The 18,940-nt window shown below is 62.0% G+C and carries 12 protein-coding genes; 7 read left to right on the top strand and 5 right to left on the bottom strand.

Annotated elements, in window-relative coordinates; all coding sequences use genetic code 11:
• Positions 1-129: 129 nt before the first annotated feature.
• A complete protein-coding gene (locus ACKZ62_RS22985; protein WP_447095871.1) occupies positions 130-2,148 on the bottom strand; it encodes a TonB-dependent receptor in 2,019 nt (672 codons plus the stop codon).
• 149 nt (positions 2,149-2,297) lie between these two features.
• On the opposite strand from ACKZ62_RS22985, the gene ACKZ62_RS22980 reads away from it, so the two are divergent.
• Complete coding sequence (locus ACKZ62_RS22980; protein WP_016977534.1) at positions 2,298-2,531, top strand: VF530 family protein; 234 nt, start codon at positions 2,298-2,300, stop codon at positions 2,529-2,531.
• Between the two features lie 4 nt (positions 2,532-2,535).
• Positions 2,536-3,159 carry a Pr6Pr family membrane protein gene (locus ACKZ62_RS22975; RefSeq protein ID WP_032891866.1) on the top strand — a complete coding sequence of 208 codons (624 nt, stop codon included), beginning with the start codon at positions 2,536-2,538 and terminating at the stop codon, positions 3,157-3,159.
• A 1-nt stretch (position 3,160) separates the two neighbouring features.
• Here the strand turns inward: ACKZ62_RS22975 and ACKZ62_RS22970 are convergent, their stop codons facing one another.
• Positions 3,161-3,928 carry a siderophore-interacting protein gene (locus ACKZ62_RS22970; RefSeq protein WP_447095870.1) on the bottom strand — a complete coding sequence of 256 codons (768 nt, stop codon included), beginning with the start codon at positions 3,926-3,928 and terminating at the stop codon, positions 3,161-3,163.
• Positions 3,928-4,464, bottom strand: coding sequence for a PadR family transcriptional regulator (locus ACKZ62_RS22965; protein WP_095183927.1), 537 nt, complete (start codon positions 4,462-4,464; stop codon positions 3,928-3,930). The genes ACKZ62_RS22970 and ACKZ62_RS22965 overlap by 1 nt, the downstream gene beginning before the upstream one ends.
• A 497-nt stretch (positions 4,465-4,961) precedes the next feature.
• Here ACKZ62_RS22965 and ACKZ62_RS22960 point away from each other — a divergent pair, with 497 nt between their 5' ends.
• The 5 genes from ACKZ62_RS22960 (at position 4,962) to ACKZ62_RS22940 (ending at position 10,663) form a co-directional block, all read left to right on the top strand.
• Complete coding sequence (locus tag ACKZ62_RS22960; RefSeq protein ID WP_032891862.1) at positions 4,962-5,462, top strand: CS1 type fimbrial major subunit; 501 nt, start codon at positions 4,962-4,964, stop codon at positions 5,460-5,462.
• Positions 5,463-5,581: 119 nt separating this feature from the next.
• The gene (locus tag ACKZ62_RS22955) at positions 5,582-8,101 is read left to right on the top strand and encodes a CS1-pili formation C-terminal domain-containing protein (protein WP_447095869.1); all 2,520 of its coding nucleotides are present in this window, start codon (positions 5,582-5,584) and stop codon (positions 8,099-8,101) included.
• A gap of 5 nt (positions 8,102-8,106) precedes the next feature.
• Positions 8,107-9,351 carry a hypothetical protein gene (locus ACKZ62_RS22950; RefSeq protein ID WP_256585207.1) on the top strand — a complete coding sequence of 415 codons (1,245 nt, stop codon included), beginning with the start codon at positions 8,107-8,109 and terminating at the stop codon, positions 9,349-9,351.
• A 62-nt stretch (positions 9,352-9,413) separates the two neighbouring features.
• On the top strand, positions 9,414-10,175 hold the full coding sequence (locus ACKZ62_RS22945; RefSeq protein ID WP_032891860.1) for a pilus assembly protein: 762 nt from the start codon (positions 9,414-9,416) through the stop codon (positions 10,173-10,175).
• A gap of 5 nt (positions 10,176-10,180) precedes the next feature.
• Positions 10,181-10,663: a CS1 type fimbrial major subunit gene (locus tag ACKZ62_RS22940; RefSeq protein ID WP_032891885.1), complete on the top strand. Its 483-nt coding sequence runs from the start codon at positions 10,181-10,183 to the stop codon at positions 10,661-10,663.
• A 4-nt stretch (positions 10,664-10,667) separates the two neighbouring features.
• On the opposite strand, the gene ACKZ62_RS22935 is transcribed toward ACKZ62_RS22940, so the two are convergent.
• A complete protein-coding gene (locus tag ACKZ62_RS22935) occupies positions 10,668-15,662 on the bottom strand; it encodes an NEL-type E3 ubiquitin ligase domain-containing protein (protein ID WP_447095868.1) in 4,995 nt (1,664 codons plus the stop codon).
• Positions 15,663-15,761: 99 nt separating this feature from the next.
• Positions 15,762-18,884 carry a transglycosylase domain-containing protein gene (locus ACKZ62_RS22930; RefSeq protein WP_447095867.1) on the bottom strand — a complete coding sequence of 1,041 codons (3,123 nt, stop codon included), beginning with the start codon at positions 18,882-18,884 and terminating at the stop codon, positions 15,762-15,764.
• Between the last annotated feature and the right edge of the window lie 56 nt (positions 18,885-18,940).

Genomic DNA, 18,940 nt, shown 5'->3' with positions numbered 1-18,940 from the left:
ACAGAACGTCGCTGCACAATAAGTGTGGGAGAAGGCTTGCTCCCGATGGCGGTGGATCAGACACCGTTGGTTATCTGACCGATTGCCATCGGGAGCAAGCCCCCTCTCACAAGGGGTTAGCGGTGTGCGTCAGAAGGTGGTGCGGATGCCGAACTGCACACTGCGACCGGGTGCCGGTGCGATATCCCGCAGGATCGAGCTGGCATAACGCACAGTCTGGTTGGTCAGGTTGTCACCGTTCACAAACGCCAACCACTGGCTGCCACCGACATTGAAGTGATACCCCGCGCTCGCGCCCAATGTGGTGTAACCGTCGGTGCCGCTTTCGTTATCCGGCACACGGCCTTGGCCTGCAGCGTGTTCCACGTCGATGCGTGCCTGCCAGCGGTCGAGTTCCCACAGTAATCCGCTGTTCAAACGCAGCGGCGCAATGCGCGGCAAGGCGTCGCCGGTGTCGAGGTTGGTGGCGCGGGTATAGTCGCCCGACAGCTCCAAGGCGAATTTGCCGTAGGCGCCTTCGCCGAGCTTGATGTGATCTTGAGCTTCAAAGCCGGCGAAACGTGCACGCACGCCGGAATATTCGTACTCAGGAATGCCATTCGCGTCTTCTTCACCTTCGTCGTTCAGCGTACGACCCGTGCCGAGCAAGCCGATGTAGTTGGAGAAGCGGCTGTAGAACACACCGAAGCTGCCCTTATGAGTGCCATTGTCAAAGCGCAGGGCCAGGTCGCTGGACACGGCTTTTTCTTTCTTCAGGTTGGCATCGCCCAGTTCGTAGGTGCCGGTGGCGACGTGGGCGCCATTGGCGTACAGCTCGTAGAAGGTCGGCGCACGTTCGGTGTAGCCCAGAGTCGCCGCCAGGGACCAGATCGGCGTCAGCGTATACACCGCACCCGAGGACAGGCTGCCGGCGGTGAAATCGTTGGTTTTGTCGGCGCCGGCAAAGCGCGCGTTGCCCTTGGCATCCGGCTCGACGCTGGTGTGTTCCAGGCGTCCGCCAAGGCTGAGTGCGAGGCGCTCGGTGGCCTGCATTTCTTCGAGGATAAACAGCGCGCCGGCGTTGGTGTCGGTCTGCGGTACGAAGGCTTCTTCGCCCAGGGCCGAGAACTCGTTGCGGGTCACTTGGGCGCCGACCACGCCATCGAACGGGCCGATGGGCTGGTGACGCGCTTCGACGCGGGCTTCATAGCCTTTGTTCTTGAAGATCGTACCGGTTTCGCCGCCTTCGATTTCGCGGTGCTCGTAGTCGGTGTAGCCCGCGTCGAGTTTCACCGAGGTAAAAGGGCCTTGCAGGTTGCGGATCTCGGACGCAAAGGCGTAGTGATCCTGCTTCATGCGGATGCGCACGTCCTGTTCGGCTGGCGAGCCGTAGTTGGCGTCGTAGCTGCTGTAGGACAGCCCGGCGTAACCGTCGTCCCACGTGTAGGAACCGCCCACCGCGCCACCGTCCTGACGTCCGTCGCTGTTGCCCAGGCGACCGTTTTTGCCGGGGCCGTCTTCGCTTTCCGGTGCATGGCGGCTGCGGGCCTGGCCGGGGATTTTCAGGTCGTTGAATTCCCGTGCGTTGGCGTCCAGGTGCAGGGCGAACGTGCCGTTGCCGGCTTCGAGTTTGCCCGCGCTGCTGCGTGTAGTGTCGGCGCCGCCATAACGCAGTTCACCGGCGCCGTGGATGCCTTCAAGGGCTTCGGTGGGGATGCGGTTGTCGAAGGTGTTGACCACGCCACCGATGGCGCTGCCGCCGTACAGCAATGCAGCGGGGCCGCGCACGATCTCGATGCGTTCGACGTTGACCGGGTCCAGCGGCACCGCATGGTCATAAGACAGCGACGACGCGTCCAGCGCGCCCACGCCGTTGCGCAAGATACGAATACGATCGCCGTCCTGGCCACGGATGATTGGCCGGCTGGCGCCTGGACCAAAGTACGAAGACGACACACCCGGCTGCTTGTTCAGTGTTTCGCCAAGGCTGCCTTTTTGTTGCAGGGTCAGGTCATCGCCTTCCAGCACGGTGGTCGGTGAAGCGAGTTGCTCGCTGCCCAGCGGGTTGCCGGTGATGACTTGGGGTTGCAACTCCAGGGCGTGGGCTTCGGAGCTGATCAGCAGGGCGGCGGCAAGCGGGGTCAAGCGCCACAGAGAAGAGAGGGACATCGGACATTCCTTGGCAAAACGACGAAAAGATTTGAAAGTTATAGTTACAATATAACATCTCTTTTTCGCGAGCCACGGGAACTTTTTATCCCTGAGCGGAGGGGTGATAAGGTGTACGCCTTCGTGATTACTTTTTTCATAGGCCTGGCATGACCGCGACAAGCAACGACCCCCTTCACGGTGTAACCCTGCAGCACGTCCTCACCACCTTGGTGGAGCACTACGAATGGGAAGGCCTGGCCGAGCGCATTGATGTGCGGTGTTTCAAGAGCGACCCGAGTATCAAGTCGAGCCTGACGTTCCTGCGCAAGACTCCGTGGGCGCGGGAGAAAGTCGAAGGGTTGTACGTAAAGCTGATGCGCACCAAACGTCCGCTGGATTGAATCCATGAAGCGGTTTATAGCGGCGACAGCACTGGCCGGTTGGGTGGGGTTGGCGATTCAGCAATACCTGATTTTCTATTCGCGCTGGTCCAGCGGCGCAAGCTTGCTGGGCGGGCTGATCAACTTTTTCAGTTTCTTCACTGTGCTCACCAACACCCTGGCGGTGGTGGTGTTGAGCTATGCCTTGGTCCAACGGGACTCGGCGGCGAAGCGATTTTTTCTCAGGCCGGCGATCAGCAGCGGTATCACGGTGAGCATCTTGGTAGTGGGCTTGGCCTACAGCCTGTTGCTGCGGCATTTATGGCAGCCCGAAGGCTTTCAGTTGATCGCCGATGAACTGCTGCATGACGTGATGCCGGTGCTGTTTTTGATTTACTGGTGGCGGTGCGTGCCCAAGGGCAGCCTTCGCCTCAAGCACATCGGCGCGTGGATGATTTACCCGCTGGTGTACTTCGCTTATGCGCTGCTGCGCGGAGATTTACTCGGGCAGTATCAGTACCCGTTCATCGACGTGGCCACCCTTGGTTATCCACAAGTGTTCGTGAATGCCGGGGGGATTTTGGCGGGGTTTGTGCTGATCGCGTTGGCAGTGGTGGGGCTGGATAAAGTTATCAAGCCCCGACCTTGATTCACGCTTCTTCACTGCCCTCGGCGCGCCAGTAGCCGACGGCCTTGAGGAACGTTTCATCGACCTTGTGCGTATCCAGCAGCACCCGGCGTACCTGGCGCGACACTTTGGTTTCGGTCGCGACGAAGCTGTACAGCGAGCCGCTCGGCAGCGTCAGGTTCTGCACGGTTTCCAGCAGATCATCCTGGCCGCGAATGACCCAGATCACCTCGACATCGGCCCGGCTGTGCAGGACCTGTTTCTCTGCGGTATTCGCGATCTCGATCACCGCCAGCACCTTTCGCCCGGCCGGCAGTTCTTCCAGGCGACGACCGATGGCCGGCAGCGCGGTTTCGTCGCCGATCAGCAGGTAGCTGTCGAACATATCCGGCACGATCATCGAGCCCCGTGGCCCGCCGATGTACAGGTGCTGACCCACCTTGGCCTGCTCGGCCCAGGTGGAGGCGCGGCCGTCTCCGTGCAGCACGAAGTCGATGTCCAATTCGCCAATGTCCAGGTCAAAACGCCGAGGCGTGTAGTCGCGCATGGCCGGCTGCGGGCCATCTCCCTTGATGCTGAACGTCGGGCTTTCCAGCGCCGCTTGCTCGGCGGCATTCTGCGGGAACAGCAGCTTGATGTGATCGTCGCTTCCCAGGCTGACAAAGCCCGCCAGTTCCGGCCCACCCAGGGTGATGCGGCGCATGCGCGGGGTGATGTCGACCACGCGCAGTACGTCGAGGCGGCGGCGTTTGATTTCGTGGGTCACGCGGTGGATGGCTTGTGTATTCATTAGGCTTTCCCATCGGCAATGGCTTGGGCGGTGCCGTTGAGCAGCGCCGCGACACGAACGATTTCTTCCGGGCTCCAATGCCCGTGGTGCGAATGCAAGGCGTGACGCAGGTTGTGCACCGCCTCGTGGATTTCCGGCGGGCGATCCTGGCCGCGCAGCGAGCGCTTGCTCACCTCCATGCGCTGGCGAATGCCGTCGAGCGCCACCGCCTGTTCGCTTAAGAAGAGACGACCGGCGTCGGTGATTGTGTAGCGTTTTTTTCCAGCGTCGGCGTCACCGCTGATCAATTCGCTCTCTTCGAGGAAGGTCAATGTGGGGTAGATCACCCCGGGGCTCGGGCTGTAGGCGCCGTCGAACAGGGCTTCGATCTTGCGGATCAGGTCGTAGCCGTGGCAGGGCTGTTCGGCAATCAATGCCGGCAGCAGCAACTTCAAATCACCCGGGGCGAATACCCGTGGGCCGCGGCCGGCACGTTCGCGGCCTGGACGTTTCTCGAAGCCGTCACCGGGTTCACGGTGGGAATGATGGTCTCTCATTGTCATGCTCTCCTTGTGTGGATAAGACATAACGTAAGATATATCTTAAGAGATGCATAGCCACAGACGACCAACGGTCAAGTCTGGCCTATCGCACATTGCAAGCATTTGGATTGACTTATTAGTGGTGCGGCGATCCAACTAAGATTAGAGTTGGAACTCGTACTTTCAAAGAAGCTTTTATAACTTCTGTTTTTTTTATGTGTGGTGTTTTTCCTACGGAATATTCACAACGAACGTTGTTGAATAACTCATGTAGTCCATGTCTTACGGAGAAAATTAAAGTTTTGGCAAAGTGCCATATTTTTCTGTATTTGCCCGTATACATTGGCTACGAAGGCATGGGAAGCAGCCTGCATACCTGTTTTTAAAGTTAGTGGATCATTCCTCTCGCGTTGCACTCACTTACGTCTCGCTGCAGCGGACCTCATTGTGTGTTGAATTCACTGTTCAACTTTCAATGGGGCACTAACTTGTCCTCAAAACAGGAACTCATCATGTTCAAAAAGTTTGCAATTGCTGCTCCATTGGCCTTTCTGGCATTGAACGCCTCGACGGCCTTTGCTGCCGGCGAAGCCAACCACACCGTCAACATCAAGGCGAATATCCCTACCACGGTGTTCCACGCGCAGCCACGTGATCCGAACTTCGGCCGCGACGAAACCCTGACCTACAACATCGTCAGCGGTGAGCTGGCGCCGTTGAGCGCTATCTACGACCTGAAGAACACCAGTGGTTCGGTCCACGCCTACATCGAAGGCGGCCCGGCTGTTCTGTTCAACGGCAACGTCGCGCAGAACATCCCGCTGACCACCACCCTGCACGGCGTTGAACTGACCGGCACGCCAAAAGAAGTGGTGAACGAAGCCGACTCCACCCCGGGCGTGGGGGCTGAACTGCGCATCGTGGCAGCTAAGCCTACGGCCACCCAGCGTGGTGCCTACACCTCCGCTGTGGCGCTGGTGTTCGATGCGGTGCCGCCAACGCCAGCACCTTGATGGTGTAGGTGCCCGCCGGGCTTTCTTGCCCGCGGGCATTTGCGTTCGGGCCGGCCGATTTTCCCCCATTGGTCGGCCTGTTTTTTATCAAGTCTCCTGGCCCTCAGAGAGTTCCTTTCATGTTCCCGATGACGCCCATCGCGGTTGCGCTTGCGCTAGTGATTTGTACGAGTGCCTTGGCCGCGCCCACGTCAGGCACCGTCACGCCTGGCAGTTTGTTGACCCAGGCTCAGGGTTTGCCTGCCGGGTTCGGCGACCATTTTTTCGACGTACCGCTGGCGGTACAGGTCGAACTGGATCAGCAACCCCTGGGGGAAGCCTTGATTGTGCTGTCCCAGGACGAACGGGTGACGCTGCTGGAGTTCACCGATACCGGCGACAGCAAAGTCCCCGCCACCACCCGCGACACCTGGCAAGCCTTGCTGGAGAGCGGCGTCGGCCTTGGCGCATGCACCCAGGCGTGCCCGCAGCAACTGGTGTCAGTGCACTACAACCTGGAAAGCTCGCTGCTGTCGATCATTACCCAGAACGTCGAACACACCAGCGACGCACCGCGTTTTCACGCGCAGCCCGAGGGCGGTAGCCGTGGCTTGATCATCAACAACCAGCTCAACCTCAACGGCGGCCAGGAAGAAAACCTGGGCGGACGTTATGGTCTGCAAGCCAGTGCCAGCCTGGGCAATTGGACCCAGGTGTTCAACTTGCAGCTGGCGCGCCAGAGTGGCGACGAAGAACAACTGCGCCATGCAATCCATGAGCTGTATACCCAGCGAGAACTGGATGGCCAGTTTTTGCGCCTGGGCCATTTCACCCCCAATTCCGACGGCCTGACCCGGCAGTTGCGCAGCTTTGGCGCCAGCCCGGATACCGCGTTAGGCGTCATGTACGGCAGCTCCGACAGCCTGGCGATCAACAATGCCAAGGCCAGCGTTTACCCCATCTACGTCACCGCCAATCGCCAGGCCGCCGTGGAGATTTACCGCAACGGTCTGCTGATCAACACCCAGGCGGTCGCGGCCGGTTTGCAGACCCTGGACACGCGGCCGTTGCCCGGCGGCATCTACGAAGTCGAAGTGCGCCTGGTGGAAGACGGCCTCACCGTCAGCACCTCCCAAGAGCTGGTGTACAAACCCAGCAACTGGCGCAACGTCGATGACCGCTGGCGCTACAACGTGTTTGCCGGACGCGAAACCAAGCTGTTCAGCAACTGGGATGAACAGTCTTCCGGCTCGATCACCGCGGGTGCCTCGGTCAATTACCTGGTGCATCCACGGGTGATTCTCGGCCTGTCGGCGCGGGAAGTGCGTGAGCAACTGCAATACGGCGGTTCGGTGGACTGGACGGTGGCTAACAACACCAGCCTCTACACCAACCTCTACCAGACCCGCGAACACGGCACCGGCCTGGACGTTCAGGGCCTCTACACGTTTGGCGCCACCAATCTGGTGCTCAGCCATAACCGCAGTTGGCTCGACACCCGCGACACCTTCGAGACCCTGCCCGACGGCACCCGCCTGCGGCGCAACACCTTTGTTGGCCAGACCAGTAACTCGGCACTCTCGGTGAACCACCGGGTCGACGCGCGCAATTCCTGGAACCTGCGCCTGTCCCACAGCGAGGGCAATGCCGAAGGTGCCGGGCTCGACCTGGGCTGGAGCCGCCGCGACACCTTGTGGGGCAGCGACGCCAACTGGCGTTTCTCGGTGTTCGACCGACCGGGCACGTCCGGCACCAACGACAAGCGCAACCGCGGCGTGGACCTCTCTGTGAGCCTGGCCCTGGGCGGAGATGGCCGGCAGATTTCCGGCAGCATCGGCACCCGCACCGCGCGGGACGGCGGTCGCGATAACAATGCGTCGGTCACCGTTCGCCAGGACCTCACCGACCACCTGCTGCAAAGCGTCTCGGCCACCGCCATCACCGACACCTATGGCGTCGGGTTCTCGGGCATGGCCAGTTTCGACAGTGATGTGGTCAGCGGCGACGGCTTCATCCAACGCAGCTCGTTCAACGGCGACCTCAGCGGCGGCCTGAACCTGCACAGCACCTTCGTTGCCGGTGGCGACCAGATGCTGATGACCAGCCAGTACCAGAGCAATGGCGCGGGCATGATCGTCGACGTCGAAACCGATCTGGATGAGATCACCCTGCGTGCCGACGACTTCAGCGGCGGCGGCGCGATCCTGCGTCCTGGGCGCAACTTCGTACCGGTGGCGGCCTACAAGAGCAGCACGGTGAACTTCGACTTCGACGGCAACCACCCACCGGCGGCCAATATCCAGCCGGCGCGGACCACCTACCACCTGAACAAGGGTGGGGTGGACTACCGGAAAATCACCGTCATGAAAACCGTGTCGGTACTCGGGCGCCTGCTCGATGCCCAGGGCCAGCCGCTCAGGGGGCATCACGTGATCAACCACGCCAGCCGTGGGGTCAGCGAGGCCGACGGGTTCTTCTCCATGGAAATGAGCGCCAGCTCGCCAACCCTCGAAGTGCGCTACCGCAACCAATTGCTGTGCCAGTTCCGCCTGGACCCGGCCACCTCCGCCAATGAACAGGACGTGTTGATGATCGGTGACCTGCGCTGCACGCCGGACACCCTCGCCGAACACATATCCAGCACCCAGACCGCAGGTTGAGTGCCATGACGAGAACACTCACGATGAAACCCTTCAACACCTTGATCATGGCCATGGGCGCGTCGCTGTTGTTCAGCGCCAGCGCCTCACTGGCGGACGAGAACATCACCGCGCGGTTCCGGCCTGACCCGGCCAATCCGATGAAGAATGACTTTGAAAACACCACGCCGATCAGTTCGATCTGCGCGGCGCATATTCCGACCCAATGCAAGGCTTTGGGGATTTTCAGCCTCAGGGACAACGAGCTCAGGGCGCAATCCAATCAGCCGATCCTGGCCGAACACGAGGATGAGCGCCAAGGTTTCATGGTCAAGGTGCCGTCGGACTGGCGTGACCTGTCAGTGACCCATGCCGCAACAGGGGAAACTGAAATTGTCCAGTTGCGTATCGCCGGCATCGGTGCAAATTGGCGTATACCCAGACCGCCAGGCGTATCGACCTGGGCCAAACCCGGATTCAGTTGGCAAAGTCAGTGGTTGAATCCACCAAGTCCCTGTCGGCGTACCGGCCACCTTGCCGCGGGTGTCAGGGACGCCTCCTATTTTTGGCTGACGCCTGAAGGGGCTGGCCCTTGCGGTCTTAAGCCTTCCCACGATCTGAGCTATATGAACGTGGCCACGATGGAATACGCCTACGAACTCAGGACCCCCAACCCCCTGACCATGTCCGGTGGCCAATACTACGGCAGCATCACCTACACCATGGGACCGGGTGGCGATTACGATTTTGGTGACGTCCTGGTCCTGAATAAAAACGCCATCACGTTCAACTTCACCCTTAGCGTGGAGCACGACCTCAAAGTCGACCTCCCACCCGGCGGCAACCGCATCGAACTGATCCCCGACGGCGGCTGGCAAGCCTGGCTCAACCGTGGACGCTCGCCCACGCGGCTGTACCGCGACCAGACCTTCCGCATCGCCGCCAGTTCGCGTTTCAAGATGCAGCTGGAATGCTCGATCGTCATGGGCAACACCTGCGGCCTGCGCAATGCCAATGGCGATGAGGTGCCGTTGCAGGTCGCCGTGACGCTGCCCAGCGGCATCGATGGGCGCGGTAACCAGGCCGTGCTCAAGCGTCCGTTGCGCCTGGACGGTGAAGGCACCGAACTGTTCCAGCCGCTGTTCTACGTGAACGACCGCCCGGGCACCTTGCACTTCGAGGTGTTGCGCGACGACATGGCCGACATGCTCAACCAGCCGGGCAGTACCTATTCGGGCGTGGCGACCGTGATCTGGGACTCGGAAATTTAGATCGGCCCCACTCCAACGGCGGGCCAGGCCCGTCGCAGTCAATCAACGAGGCGAAGTAAACGATGAAACAAGCAGTGTTATGGATCGGGTTGTGCCTGATGTCGCTCACCGTCCAGGCCGGGCCGCTGATCAACGTCGGGGTGGTTTACGACTACCTCGAAAGTGATCGCAGTTCCTACCTCAAGCGCGTGTTCAATGGCGGCACCAGCACCGCGTTCATCAAGGTCAACGTGTTGGAAATTGTCTACAACGCAGATGGCACCACCCGCGAAATTCCGGTGCCCTCGATCATCGATGACAAGGGCGTCACGACCAGTCGCGACGGCCTGATGGCCAGTCCGTCGCGACTGATCGTGCCGGTAAACGGCCGACAGGGCACGCGCCTGTTGTACATGGGCCCGCGCGACAAGGAACGCTATTTCCGCCTGCGCTTTATCCCCGTAGTCCCGGAAAAAGACGACAACTTCGGTATCAGCGACGAGGAGCGCGCCGACTACAAGGATCACCTGGCGGCCGGAATCAACGTGATGGCCGGCTACGGCACGGTGTTTTTCGTACGGCCCAAGGATGCGCGGTTCGACACCCGCATCAACGAGAGGCCTGACCAATACCAACTGCGTAACGCGGGCAACAGCACCGTGGTGCTCGACGAGTTCCACGACTGTTCGGTGACCAACCCCACTGACTGCGTGCCGACCACCAAGCACCACATCCTGCCCGAGCGACAACTGACGTTCGAGAAAAAACCGGGCCGGCGCTACAGCTTCGTGCTGGTGGAAGGGCTGGATAAAAAACCGCTGAAGGTCGAGAAGACTAACGGGTGATCATGATGTTCAAGCAGCTGACAAGATTCGGTGTACTGGCGGCCTGCATGCTGGCGGGCGCACCCACCTCGGCGATCCAGGAACGTCACTCGTTCGATGTCTCGGTGACCATCCCGGTAAACGAGGCCTATGTGCTGCCGTCCGAACCTGACTGGATGGGCCAGGACCAACTGCTGGCGTGGAACCTGGTGACCTCGCAACTGAGCCGCCTGCGCAAGAACTTCGACGTCAAGCACCTCAACGGCGGCGTCGCGGCCCGCCTTGGGGCCGAGCCGTACTTGTTTAACGGGCGTAACCGTATCGACCTGCAGGTGCAGTTCAACCAGGTAGCGCTGACCCTCGACCCGGTGGAAGTGGTCGGCGCCGCTGAAGCACGAGTGGGACGCCGGGCCGAGCTGGACATCGCCGCCGTAGAGCCCGAAGGCGGCTATCGCGGCGGCGAGTACTACGGCACGGTGCACCTGGTGTTCGATTTCCTGGCGCCGTGATTGCCTACTCAGTGCTGGCCTTGAGCAAGGCTTCACGGGTCAAACGCCGCGCCAGCTCGTTATAGTCATGCTGGATATGGTCGTAGAAACCCAGCACCGTGCTGTCTGAAAACGCCTCTTCAGTAAGCACCACGCTGTACGGGATCACCAGATCGTCGGCCAGGCGGGTCAACTGCTCGCGCACACTGTCCGTCGGCGCAGCGACCCATTGCTCGTGCAGTTCGAGCAGGTCCTGCAGGTGGCTGCCGGCCTCCGTGCGTAGCCTGCGCTGGGCGTTGAAGGCGCCCAGATAGGCCTCGTGCAGATAATCGCTCCAGAACGGCTGCTCCAGCAGGCCATTGATCAGACCATCGCCCTGTTGCAACTGGCGAATGGCGTGCGCCGCTCGGTCGAGATGGGCCTGAGTGACCTGGGCCGTGTTGCGATAAACCATGTGTTCAGACAGCCATGGCAGGTCCAGGCGTGCCTTCAGCCCAGTTTGATAGGCGAGGTACACCTGCACGTCATCCACCTGGCCTTGACCGATGCCCAGTGTTTGTCCCAGGCCGCCTTCGTTGATCGGCAGGGTACGGCGCCGCACTTCTTCGCGGGCCAGACGGTTGACTTGGTCCAGGCGCCAGGCTTGCCGCGCCAGTTTTACCAGGCGGCTTTCGCGCTGGAGCAAAGCCAGTGGGGCGTCGTCCTTGAGGATCTGCTCAAGCAGGGTTTCGACGCCCATGCGATTGAAGATATGCGCGCCGGCATCTGCGCAATTGGGCGGCGTCGCGGCCAGGCTGAAGATGCGTTCACGAAAGCTCGGGTTCTGGTCCACCGTGAACAGCAACTGCCACACCCGGATGGCCAAATCTTCCCGCCCCTGCTGGAACAGTTGCGCGTCGATCTCGGTCTGGAACTCCACGGGTGGACGCAGCAGTTTGAACAGGTCAAACAAGCCCTGGGAGCCATGCTCCTGTTCCACGTCCTCCCAGACTTTGATGGCCTCGTCGCGCGCGTCGCCGCTCAAGCCAATCAGCCAGTATTCACGGTCGGACGGCTTGCTGCGCGGCGTGGTGCGGTAGGGATCGAAACCGAAGGCACGCCGATACGCGACCACGCGATCTTCGTCTGCCGGTTCCAGGCGGCTGCGGTCGAGCCAACTGCTGGCGACGATGCGCGCGCCCACCGAATCTTCGGCGAACGGTGGAACGCTGGTGATTCGGGTGTGGGTCAGGTCCAACTCAGGGATGGCCAGCCTTGGACTGTCGAGGCCCGCCGGCCATTGGCTGATGCCGGTCCTGCGCAAGGTCAGTCGCCGCAGTTCGGGCAGCGGGCCGATGTCCGGCGGCACGCTCATCAATGCGTTGCCCTCCAGGTTCAGCGAGCGGAGCAAGGGCAGGTGCTTGAGTGCCTCGTAGTCGTAGCGGCCCCATCGGATCGGGTTGTCGCGCAGGTTCAGCGCGGTCAGTGCTTTCATGTCGGTCAGTTGGGACGGCACGCCGGTCAGTTCATTCTCGGACAGGTCGACGATGCGCGTGGCGGGGAAATTGTCGAGAAAGCCCATTTCCTCGTCCTTCAGACGCGTGCCGCTCAGGTTCAGGCGGGTGACATGGCTGAAGTCCGCCCGCAGCGGCTCCATGTGTTGCACGTAGCGCCCCAGCACCAGATTGCTCAAGTCCAGGAGCGTGCCGCGCGGCTGTGGTTGTGGCGGCAACATGCGCAGGTAGGCGCCGTCTTCCCAGCAGCTTTGCAGCTCTTTGATGATCAGCCCGCGCATGAGCAGCTCGTTTTGCGCGAGCACGCTGCCGACCGCGCCGAGAGGACGCTGTTTGCGGAGGCTGCGCAGGTCTTCGCCCAGCAACCGGTGGTCGGCCTCCAGCGTGCCCAGCAGCGCCTTACCTTGCGCAGTGTCGAGGAACGGCGAGACGCTGGCGATCTCTTCTGCGTTCAGTCGTGGGCACAGCTTGGTCAGGGTCTCTGCGGGCGTCGGTGCCGGGGCGGTTTGCCTGCGAAACAGGCGGCGGAAGGCCTCGAAGCCAGGTTTTTGCAGCAGGCGTTGGGTGCTGCGGTCGTCGGCCAGGCGCCCGGTCGGCGGTTCCAGCAGGGTGCGGCGCACGGCCAATGGTTCAAGTTGCGCCCTGAGCCAGGCCTTGAGGTTTTCACCCTGGCCAGGGCGCAAATCAACAGCCCCGTCAGGAAGCACACGCAATAGCGCTTCGAAAAAACGGTAGTGCGCGGGCGGCGTCGACGCCGGTACCCCGTGGATCCGGTAGCGGCCCTGACCCTGGTAGATCAGGACTTTCTGTGTGACGGCCGCCGCCGGGCCTACCCGACACCGCAAGGCGCCCTCCGGCGATTGCTCATGGATGGCGATACTCAGGTCCCCCAGAGCATCGGTGTTCAGACGCAGGAGATTGAGGACCATGCGCTCGGTGTCCGACGTCAGCAGGGCATCGTCATGCAAACCCTCACTGGCGTGACTGGCGCGGACTTCGTTGGCCAGTTGCCGGGCGAGGTTTTTCAGGCGCAGAGGGATGCGCTGTTCACGGCTCATCACGTCCAGTTCCTGGGGCGATGTGCGCAGTAGCAGCGTCGTCACCAGCTCTGCGGGCAACTGCGGGAACTGCTGTTGAATCAGTTGACCGTGAGGGGTGTCGAGCACTTCGCGTGCGCTGTAGAGGTGATTGAACATCGCAACGGTGTGTGGCGTGAGCCGATCGGCCAATTGGTTGCGCAGCGCCGCGACCCGCGCGGTTTGGGTCTCGGGCAGGGGCGAGGGCAGCAGGGCGTCGAGTTCCTTTTCGCTGAGAAACGCGAGGACTTGCTCTGGCAACGAGCCGGCCTGCACCTGCGCATGGCTGATGTTCAGGGTGTCGGCGGGCAACGCATCGGCGGCGCCATAACGCATGGCGTAGCCGCTCAGGTCCGGTTCGATGAACACGTCGATGGCTTTGTGCGACGGCCAGCCAGGTAACTCAGTGGTGGTTTGCACCGACCAGTTGGTCGGCAGCTCGGCCGGGGCGCCGGTGCGGATGCGCTGGGGTGTCTGTTCGACGTGCCGACGCAGTTGCAGGCGCTTGAGGCTGTCGGCCAGCAGTGGCGGAGGAGGGGAGCGGTCGGCATACATCATGCGCAGGGCGCCGTCGTGAGTTCCGCTGGTGGCGCAGGCTTGTGCCCGTTGCGCGGGAGTGAGGCCTTCCACCAGAAGAGGACCAAGGCGCTCGTGCAGCGCCGCGCTGTCCCAGGTGCGCGGGTCTTCTCCTTCATGCAGCCAGGCGCCGTTGTCATTGTGTTCGAGTCGCGGGGAATAGGCCTCGGGGCGGGTCGGGTGCTGGATGCGGTAGGTGTCACTGGCGGCCTCGTGCGCGACCACGTAATGGCGGTCCTTCAGGCGCAGGATGCGTTGGTCCTGATGCTCGTGAAGACCCAGCGCATCAGGCTGTGCATCGGCCGGCAATTGCAGATCATGCCGGGCATAGGGCGCCAGATCCGGGTTCCACAGGCGTGGTTGCCCGCTGACCTCGACCACCCGCAGATCATCGACGAACAGTGAGCGCCGCAACGCACCGCCCACGGCGGCGCCGGCGGCAAACGTGCCCAGTTGCACCACCTCGCTGGTCACGCTCACCACATGTTCGGCGGCTTCGCGATATTGGCCCTCGGCCAGGTCGACGACCCCTTCAATGATCTCGCTGCTCAATTGATAAACGGTGTAGGCCAGCATCAACTCACCGAGAAACGGCACGAACGGCGTGATCACCATCAGGGCGGCGTTGAAGATATCCGTGATCATTTTCGTGGCGTTGTCCCACCAGGCCCAGCGCTCGGCGCTGTCGGCATCGGAGGTGGACACCGCCATGCTGCGCCCGTCATTGAGGATTTTATTCAGCGCCTGCTGGTAGCGGTGTTCCCACAGGTCTGCGTCGATCCTGATGGCTGAAAATGGCAGCCGTTGGCCCAGCCCGGCAAAGAAGTGCCCGCGTTGGTTATGCCCGACAAACTCGCTGAAGAACTGCTGATAGGTTTGCTGGCCGCGTGATGGGATCGCTGCGTTGGCGTGCAGCTTGCGTGTCAGATCCGTCATGAACGCCACGCTGGAGTCGTATTCCTTGACGGGACTTTCGGGGTCATGAGGGATGTAGGCGATCAGTTTCGACACGCTGGACACGCGGTCCAGATCCGCCGCAATCAGCAGTATGCCGGCCAGTGGCGCATCCAGGATGTTCAAACGGTAGAACTGCAGCACCCCACGCTCACCGCGCAGCGCTTGCAGCAGCACTGCGCACGCCGCGGGCCCCAGGTCCTTTTTCAGCACGGCCAATTGCGCGGCAGCCTTGAGCGCGGCCTTTTGGCTGGCAATGATGCGGGTCTTGAGCGTGGCACGCAGGGCCAGGTCGGTCGGCAACAGATGCTGGTTCAGATGCTGTTGATAGCGGGCGCCGAGGTTCAGTTCGCGGCACAGCGTCTTGAACTGCAGAAGGGGCATTCGCTCGGCCAGTGGCAGGATGTCGAAGTGGCCTCGGGCGTCCGGTTGGGTGATGTAGCAGGAGTCTTTTTCAAAGCTTTCACCGGCGGCGAAGTTATGCAACGCGGCATCCAGCAACGACACCCTGCGGGTGGTCACCCCCTTGGAAATATCCAACGCATACCAGGGCAGTTGCGTGGGGATATACAGGTTGAGATAGGTGGTTTTGACGTTCAGGTCCAGGCCGTGTTTTTCGCGGATGGCCTCCTGCAACAGCGGCTCGGAAAAACCATACAGGTCCTGCACGTCGCGAAGGTGTTGGTCCACGGCGTTTTGTGCGCGCCAGCCCTCGGCATTCGCCAGCTGCAGCGTGGTGTGTTGATCGGGTGAGGCGCTGGCGTACCAGTCCGGTCGGGACAGCGTGGTGCTGTTGAACAGGCTGATTCGGGCGGGGACGGCGGTGGTGAGCCAGTCGGGAATTCTCTGCTGGATCAGCGCGTAATGAGGCCCCTTGTAGGGCGTTGCCAGAGGACTGGCAGGAGGGGGGGATTCGGGCATGCAATGGCGCTCGCTAAGGGATTCGAAGCCATTAGCGTATCCACTGAAGACTAGAACAAAAGCTCAAAATCCTGGGCGGTTCGGTGCGTTGAGCACCCGTTATTCGAATGAAAGATGCGCATAACTAACACCCTGTTTCGGCGGTTGGCACAGGGTCTGCGCGTCAGGTTGCAGGTAAGGCGTGAGGATCGGTGCCATACCCTTGAGCACCTGCACCGGCAGCGCCGACGTGAACGTGAATTGCTGCGCCGAACTGCCCGGAACGAATGCGGTGAGGGTGCCGAAGTGGTGCTCGCCGATATAGAACACGAACGTCGCGGTGCGGTTGATGGACTTGGAACTGAGCACACGCCCACCGGCGCCGATGGCTTCGATGCGGTTGTCGCCGGTACCGGTCTTGCCGCCCATGATCAAGGGTGTGCCGTCAGTCAGCTTGAAACTGCCGGCCACGCGTTTGGCGGTGCCGGCGTCCACCACTTGCGACAACGCGCCACGCAGGGCGGTGGCGACTTCGCTGGGCATCACGCGTTTGCCGCGATCGGGGTTGTTGACCAGGCGGGTTTCATAGGGGGTGTCGGCGGCAAAATGCAGGCTGTCGATGCGCAGGGTCGGTTCGCGCACGCCGTCGTTGAGGATGATCCCCACCAATTCCGCCAGCGCAGCGGGGCGGTCGCCGGAGCTGCCGATGGCCGTGGCCAGCGATGGCACCAGATGGTCGAAGGGGTAGCCGACTGCCTGCCAGCGCTGGTGAATATCCAGAAACGCTTCGATTTCCAGCATGGTGCGGATGCGACTGTCACGGGCGCTCTTGTGGCGGCTCTTGAACAGCCAGCCATAGACTTCCTGGCGCTCATGCTCACTGGCGGCGACGGCCTGGGTGAAGGTGGCGTCGGGGTGTTCCAGCAAGTAGCCGAGCAGCCACAATTCCAGCGGATGGACCTTGGCGATGTAGCCTTGGTCCGGCAGGTCGTAGGCGCCGGGGCCGTAGGCCTGATAGAGCTTGGTCAGGCGCTCGTCGCTGAGTTTTTCCGGTTCCTTGCTCTTGAGGTGAGCGCGCACGAACCCGTTGAAACTCTGCTGGCTGGCCTGGGGCAGCAGGTAGCGGTGCACGGCGGCCAGGCGTATGGCGGTGGGGTGCATGCTGTCGAGGAAGGTGTCGAGCCGCGCCTGGGTGTCCTTGTTGCGGTAGCGTTTCCAGAAACGCAGCAGAAAGGTGGTGCCCTCACGGTCGGCGAACTGGGCCAGGTATTCCTGGCGGCGCGGGTCGCTGTCGTCCTTGAGCAACTCGGCGCTGTTGTTGGGGCCGTGGTAGGTGCTGTAACGCACTAGGTCGCGCATCAGGCGAATGAACGGCAGGTTGATCGACTCGCGCAGGGCATCGCGCAGGCTCGGGCTGCGACCATTGTCTTCGTTGCGAAAATTGTGGAAGCGGTGCAGGCCGCCACCGGTGAAAAAGCTCTCGCCAGGGCTGGCGGAATACTGCCGGTCGAGGGCTGCGTCGAGCATCTTCGCGAGGCTGCGGTCGGTGCTTTGCGCCAAGTAGTCCACGGCCCAGCGCGACAGGCGATCCTGCTCGTCGACGCTGACTTTTTTCAGTGCAGCGGCGGGCTGTGCGCCATAGCGATCATGCAGTTCGCTGATGATCTGCAAGTAGGTGGTCAGTACCCGTAGCTTGGCGGTGGAGCCCAATTCCAGCTTGCTGCTCTCGTTGATGTCGAAGGGTTGGTCGGTGTTGTCGGTCTGCACACGCACCCGTGCGCCGTCGGCGGTCATCTCGTAGAGGGTGAAGCTGTAGCGCACTTGCGCGGTGCTGGCCGGCGTCAGCAGCCGTGGCCCGAGCAGGCCCAGTTGCGCGGCGAAGGCAGGGTCAGCGAGCTGCTTGAGGTAGGCGGTGGCTTGGGTTTGCAGGTCGTTCTGCAAGGTGCTGGTGGCGGCCAGATCGAGGCGGTCGAGGTCGTACAGCGATCGGTTGAGCAGCGCGGCCAGGCGACTGCGCGCAACGCTGATGCCCTTGTTGGTCTCGATCGGTTGCAAGGTCGGTTGCTGCTGCCAGTCGCGGTACGTCACCTGACTCGCCAGCGCGGCATCGGCCAGGGCCGGTTCGATGACGCCGTTCTGTTTGAGCAGACGCAGGTGGCTGTCGGTCAGGTCCGCAAGTTCCGGGCGGCCTTTGGACAAGTAATGGGACGGCCGGCGCTGGGCAATCATCAGCGACAATACTTCGCGCAGGGCCACACCTTTTTGCTCGAGGCTGCCAGTGCCGGCGTCGGCCAGCAGCGCATTGGTGCGCTTGAAGTCGGCGCCGTACCACACCCGCAGACCTTCGGCCATGCCGTGCACTTCACCATGGCCAGGCACGGCGGACAGCGGCACGCTGTTGAGGTAATCGCGCACGATGTTCTGGCGCGCGAGCAAGGTCTGCGGGCCGTCCTGGTAGGCGCGCACGCTGGCAGAAAACATCTGGCGCAGCTTCTCGCTACCGGACAGGGTCAGGCCGTCGGGGGAGTGGCGGTATTTTTCCAGTTGGGTGGCGAGGGTGCTGCCGCCGGCGCTTTGCCCGGGCAGGTGCAGCACGCGGGCGACTTGCGACCACGCGGCCTTGGCGAAGCGCGGCCAATCCACCGCCGGGTTGGCCTGGGGCTGTGCGGGGTCCAGCAGGTCACGGTTTTCGATGAACAGCAGGCTGCTGACCACCACCTGCGGGATCGCGGTGAAGTCCGGGTAAAACTGCTGGGGGTAGCTGAACTGGTACAGCGGCGTGGCGCGGCAGTCGTTGATCGACAGGCCGGCCTGGATTTTTTCGGCGTAGGGCACAAACAGCCCGTGGGCGGTGTAGTCCATCAAGGCGTCGGAAAACTGCGCCTGGCTCTGGATCAGGAAATTGCGCTTGAGCAGGCGTGGCAGGAATTCATCGATGGCGCTGTAGCCCAGGCGTTTGTCGAAGGGCCCTTCACCGGGGTAAACGATGCGGTCGCTGGCGCCGGGCTCCACTGTGTAGCTGAGGGTCGTGGCCAGACGGCTCAGTTCGCGGGACTGCCAGTCGGCGCTGCGCATTTCGCGCTGGGCGACATACGCTGCGGCGATCAGCGCGATCACCAGTAGCAGCCACACCATTCGCCACCTGTACAACCGCTTGCGGGGGCGTCGTGGCAATGGCTGTTCATCCTCGCTGTCGGCAGGCGCCGCAGCTTTGGTTGAATCGGTTTGCCATAAAGCGCCCATAGTCGATTGATCCCATCCCGGCAGATTGATCGGACTTGTCTCAAGCGTAGACGCTG

Source organism: Pseudomonas sivasensis (assembly GCF_052938085.1).
This window is presented reverse-complemented; position numbering and strand designations above follow the sequence as displayed.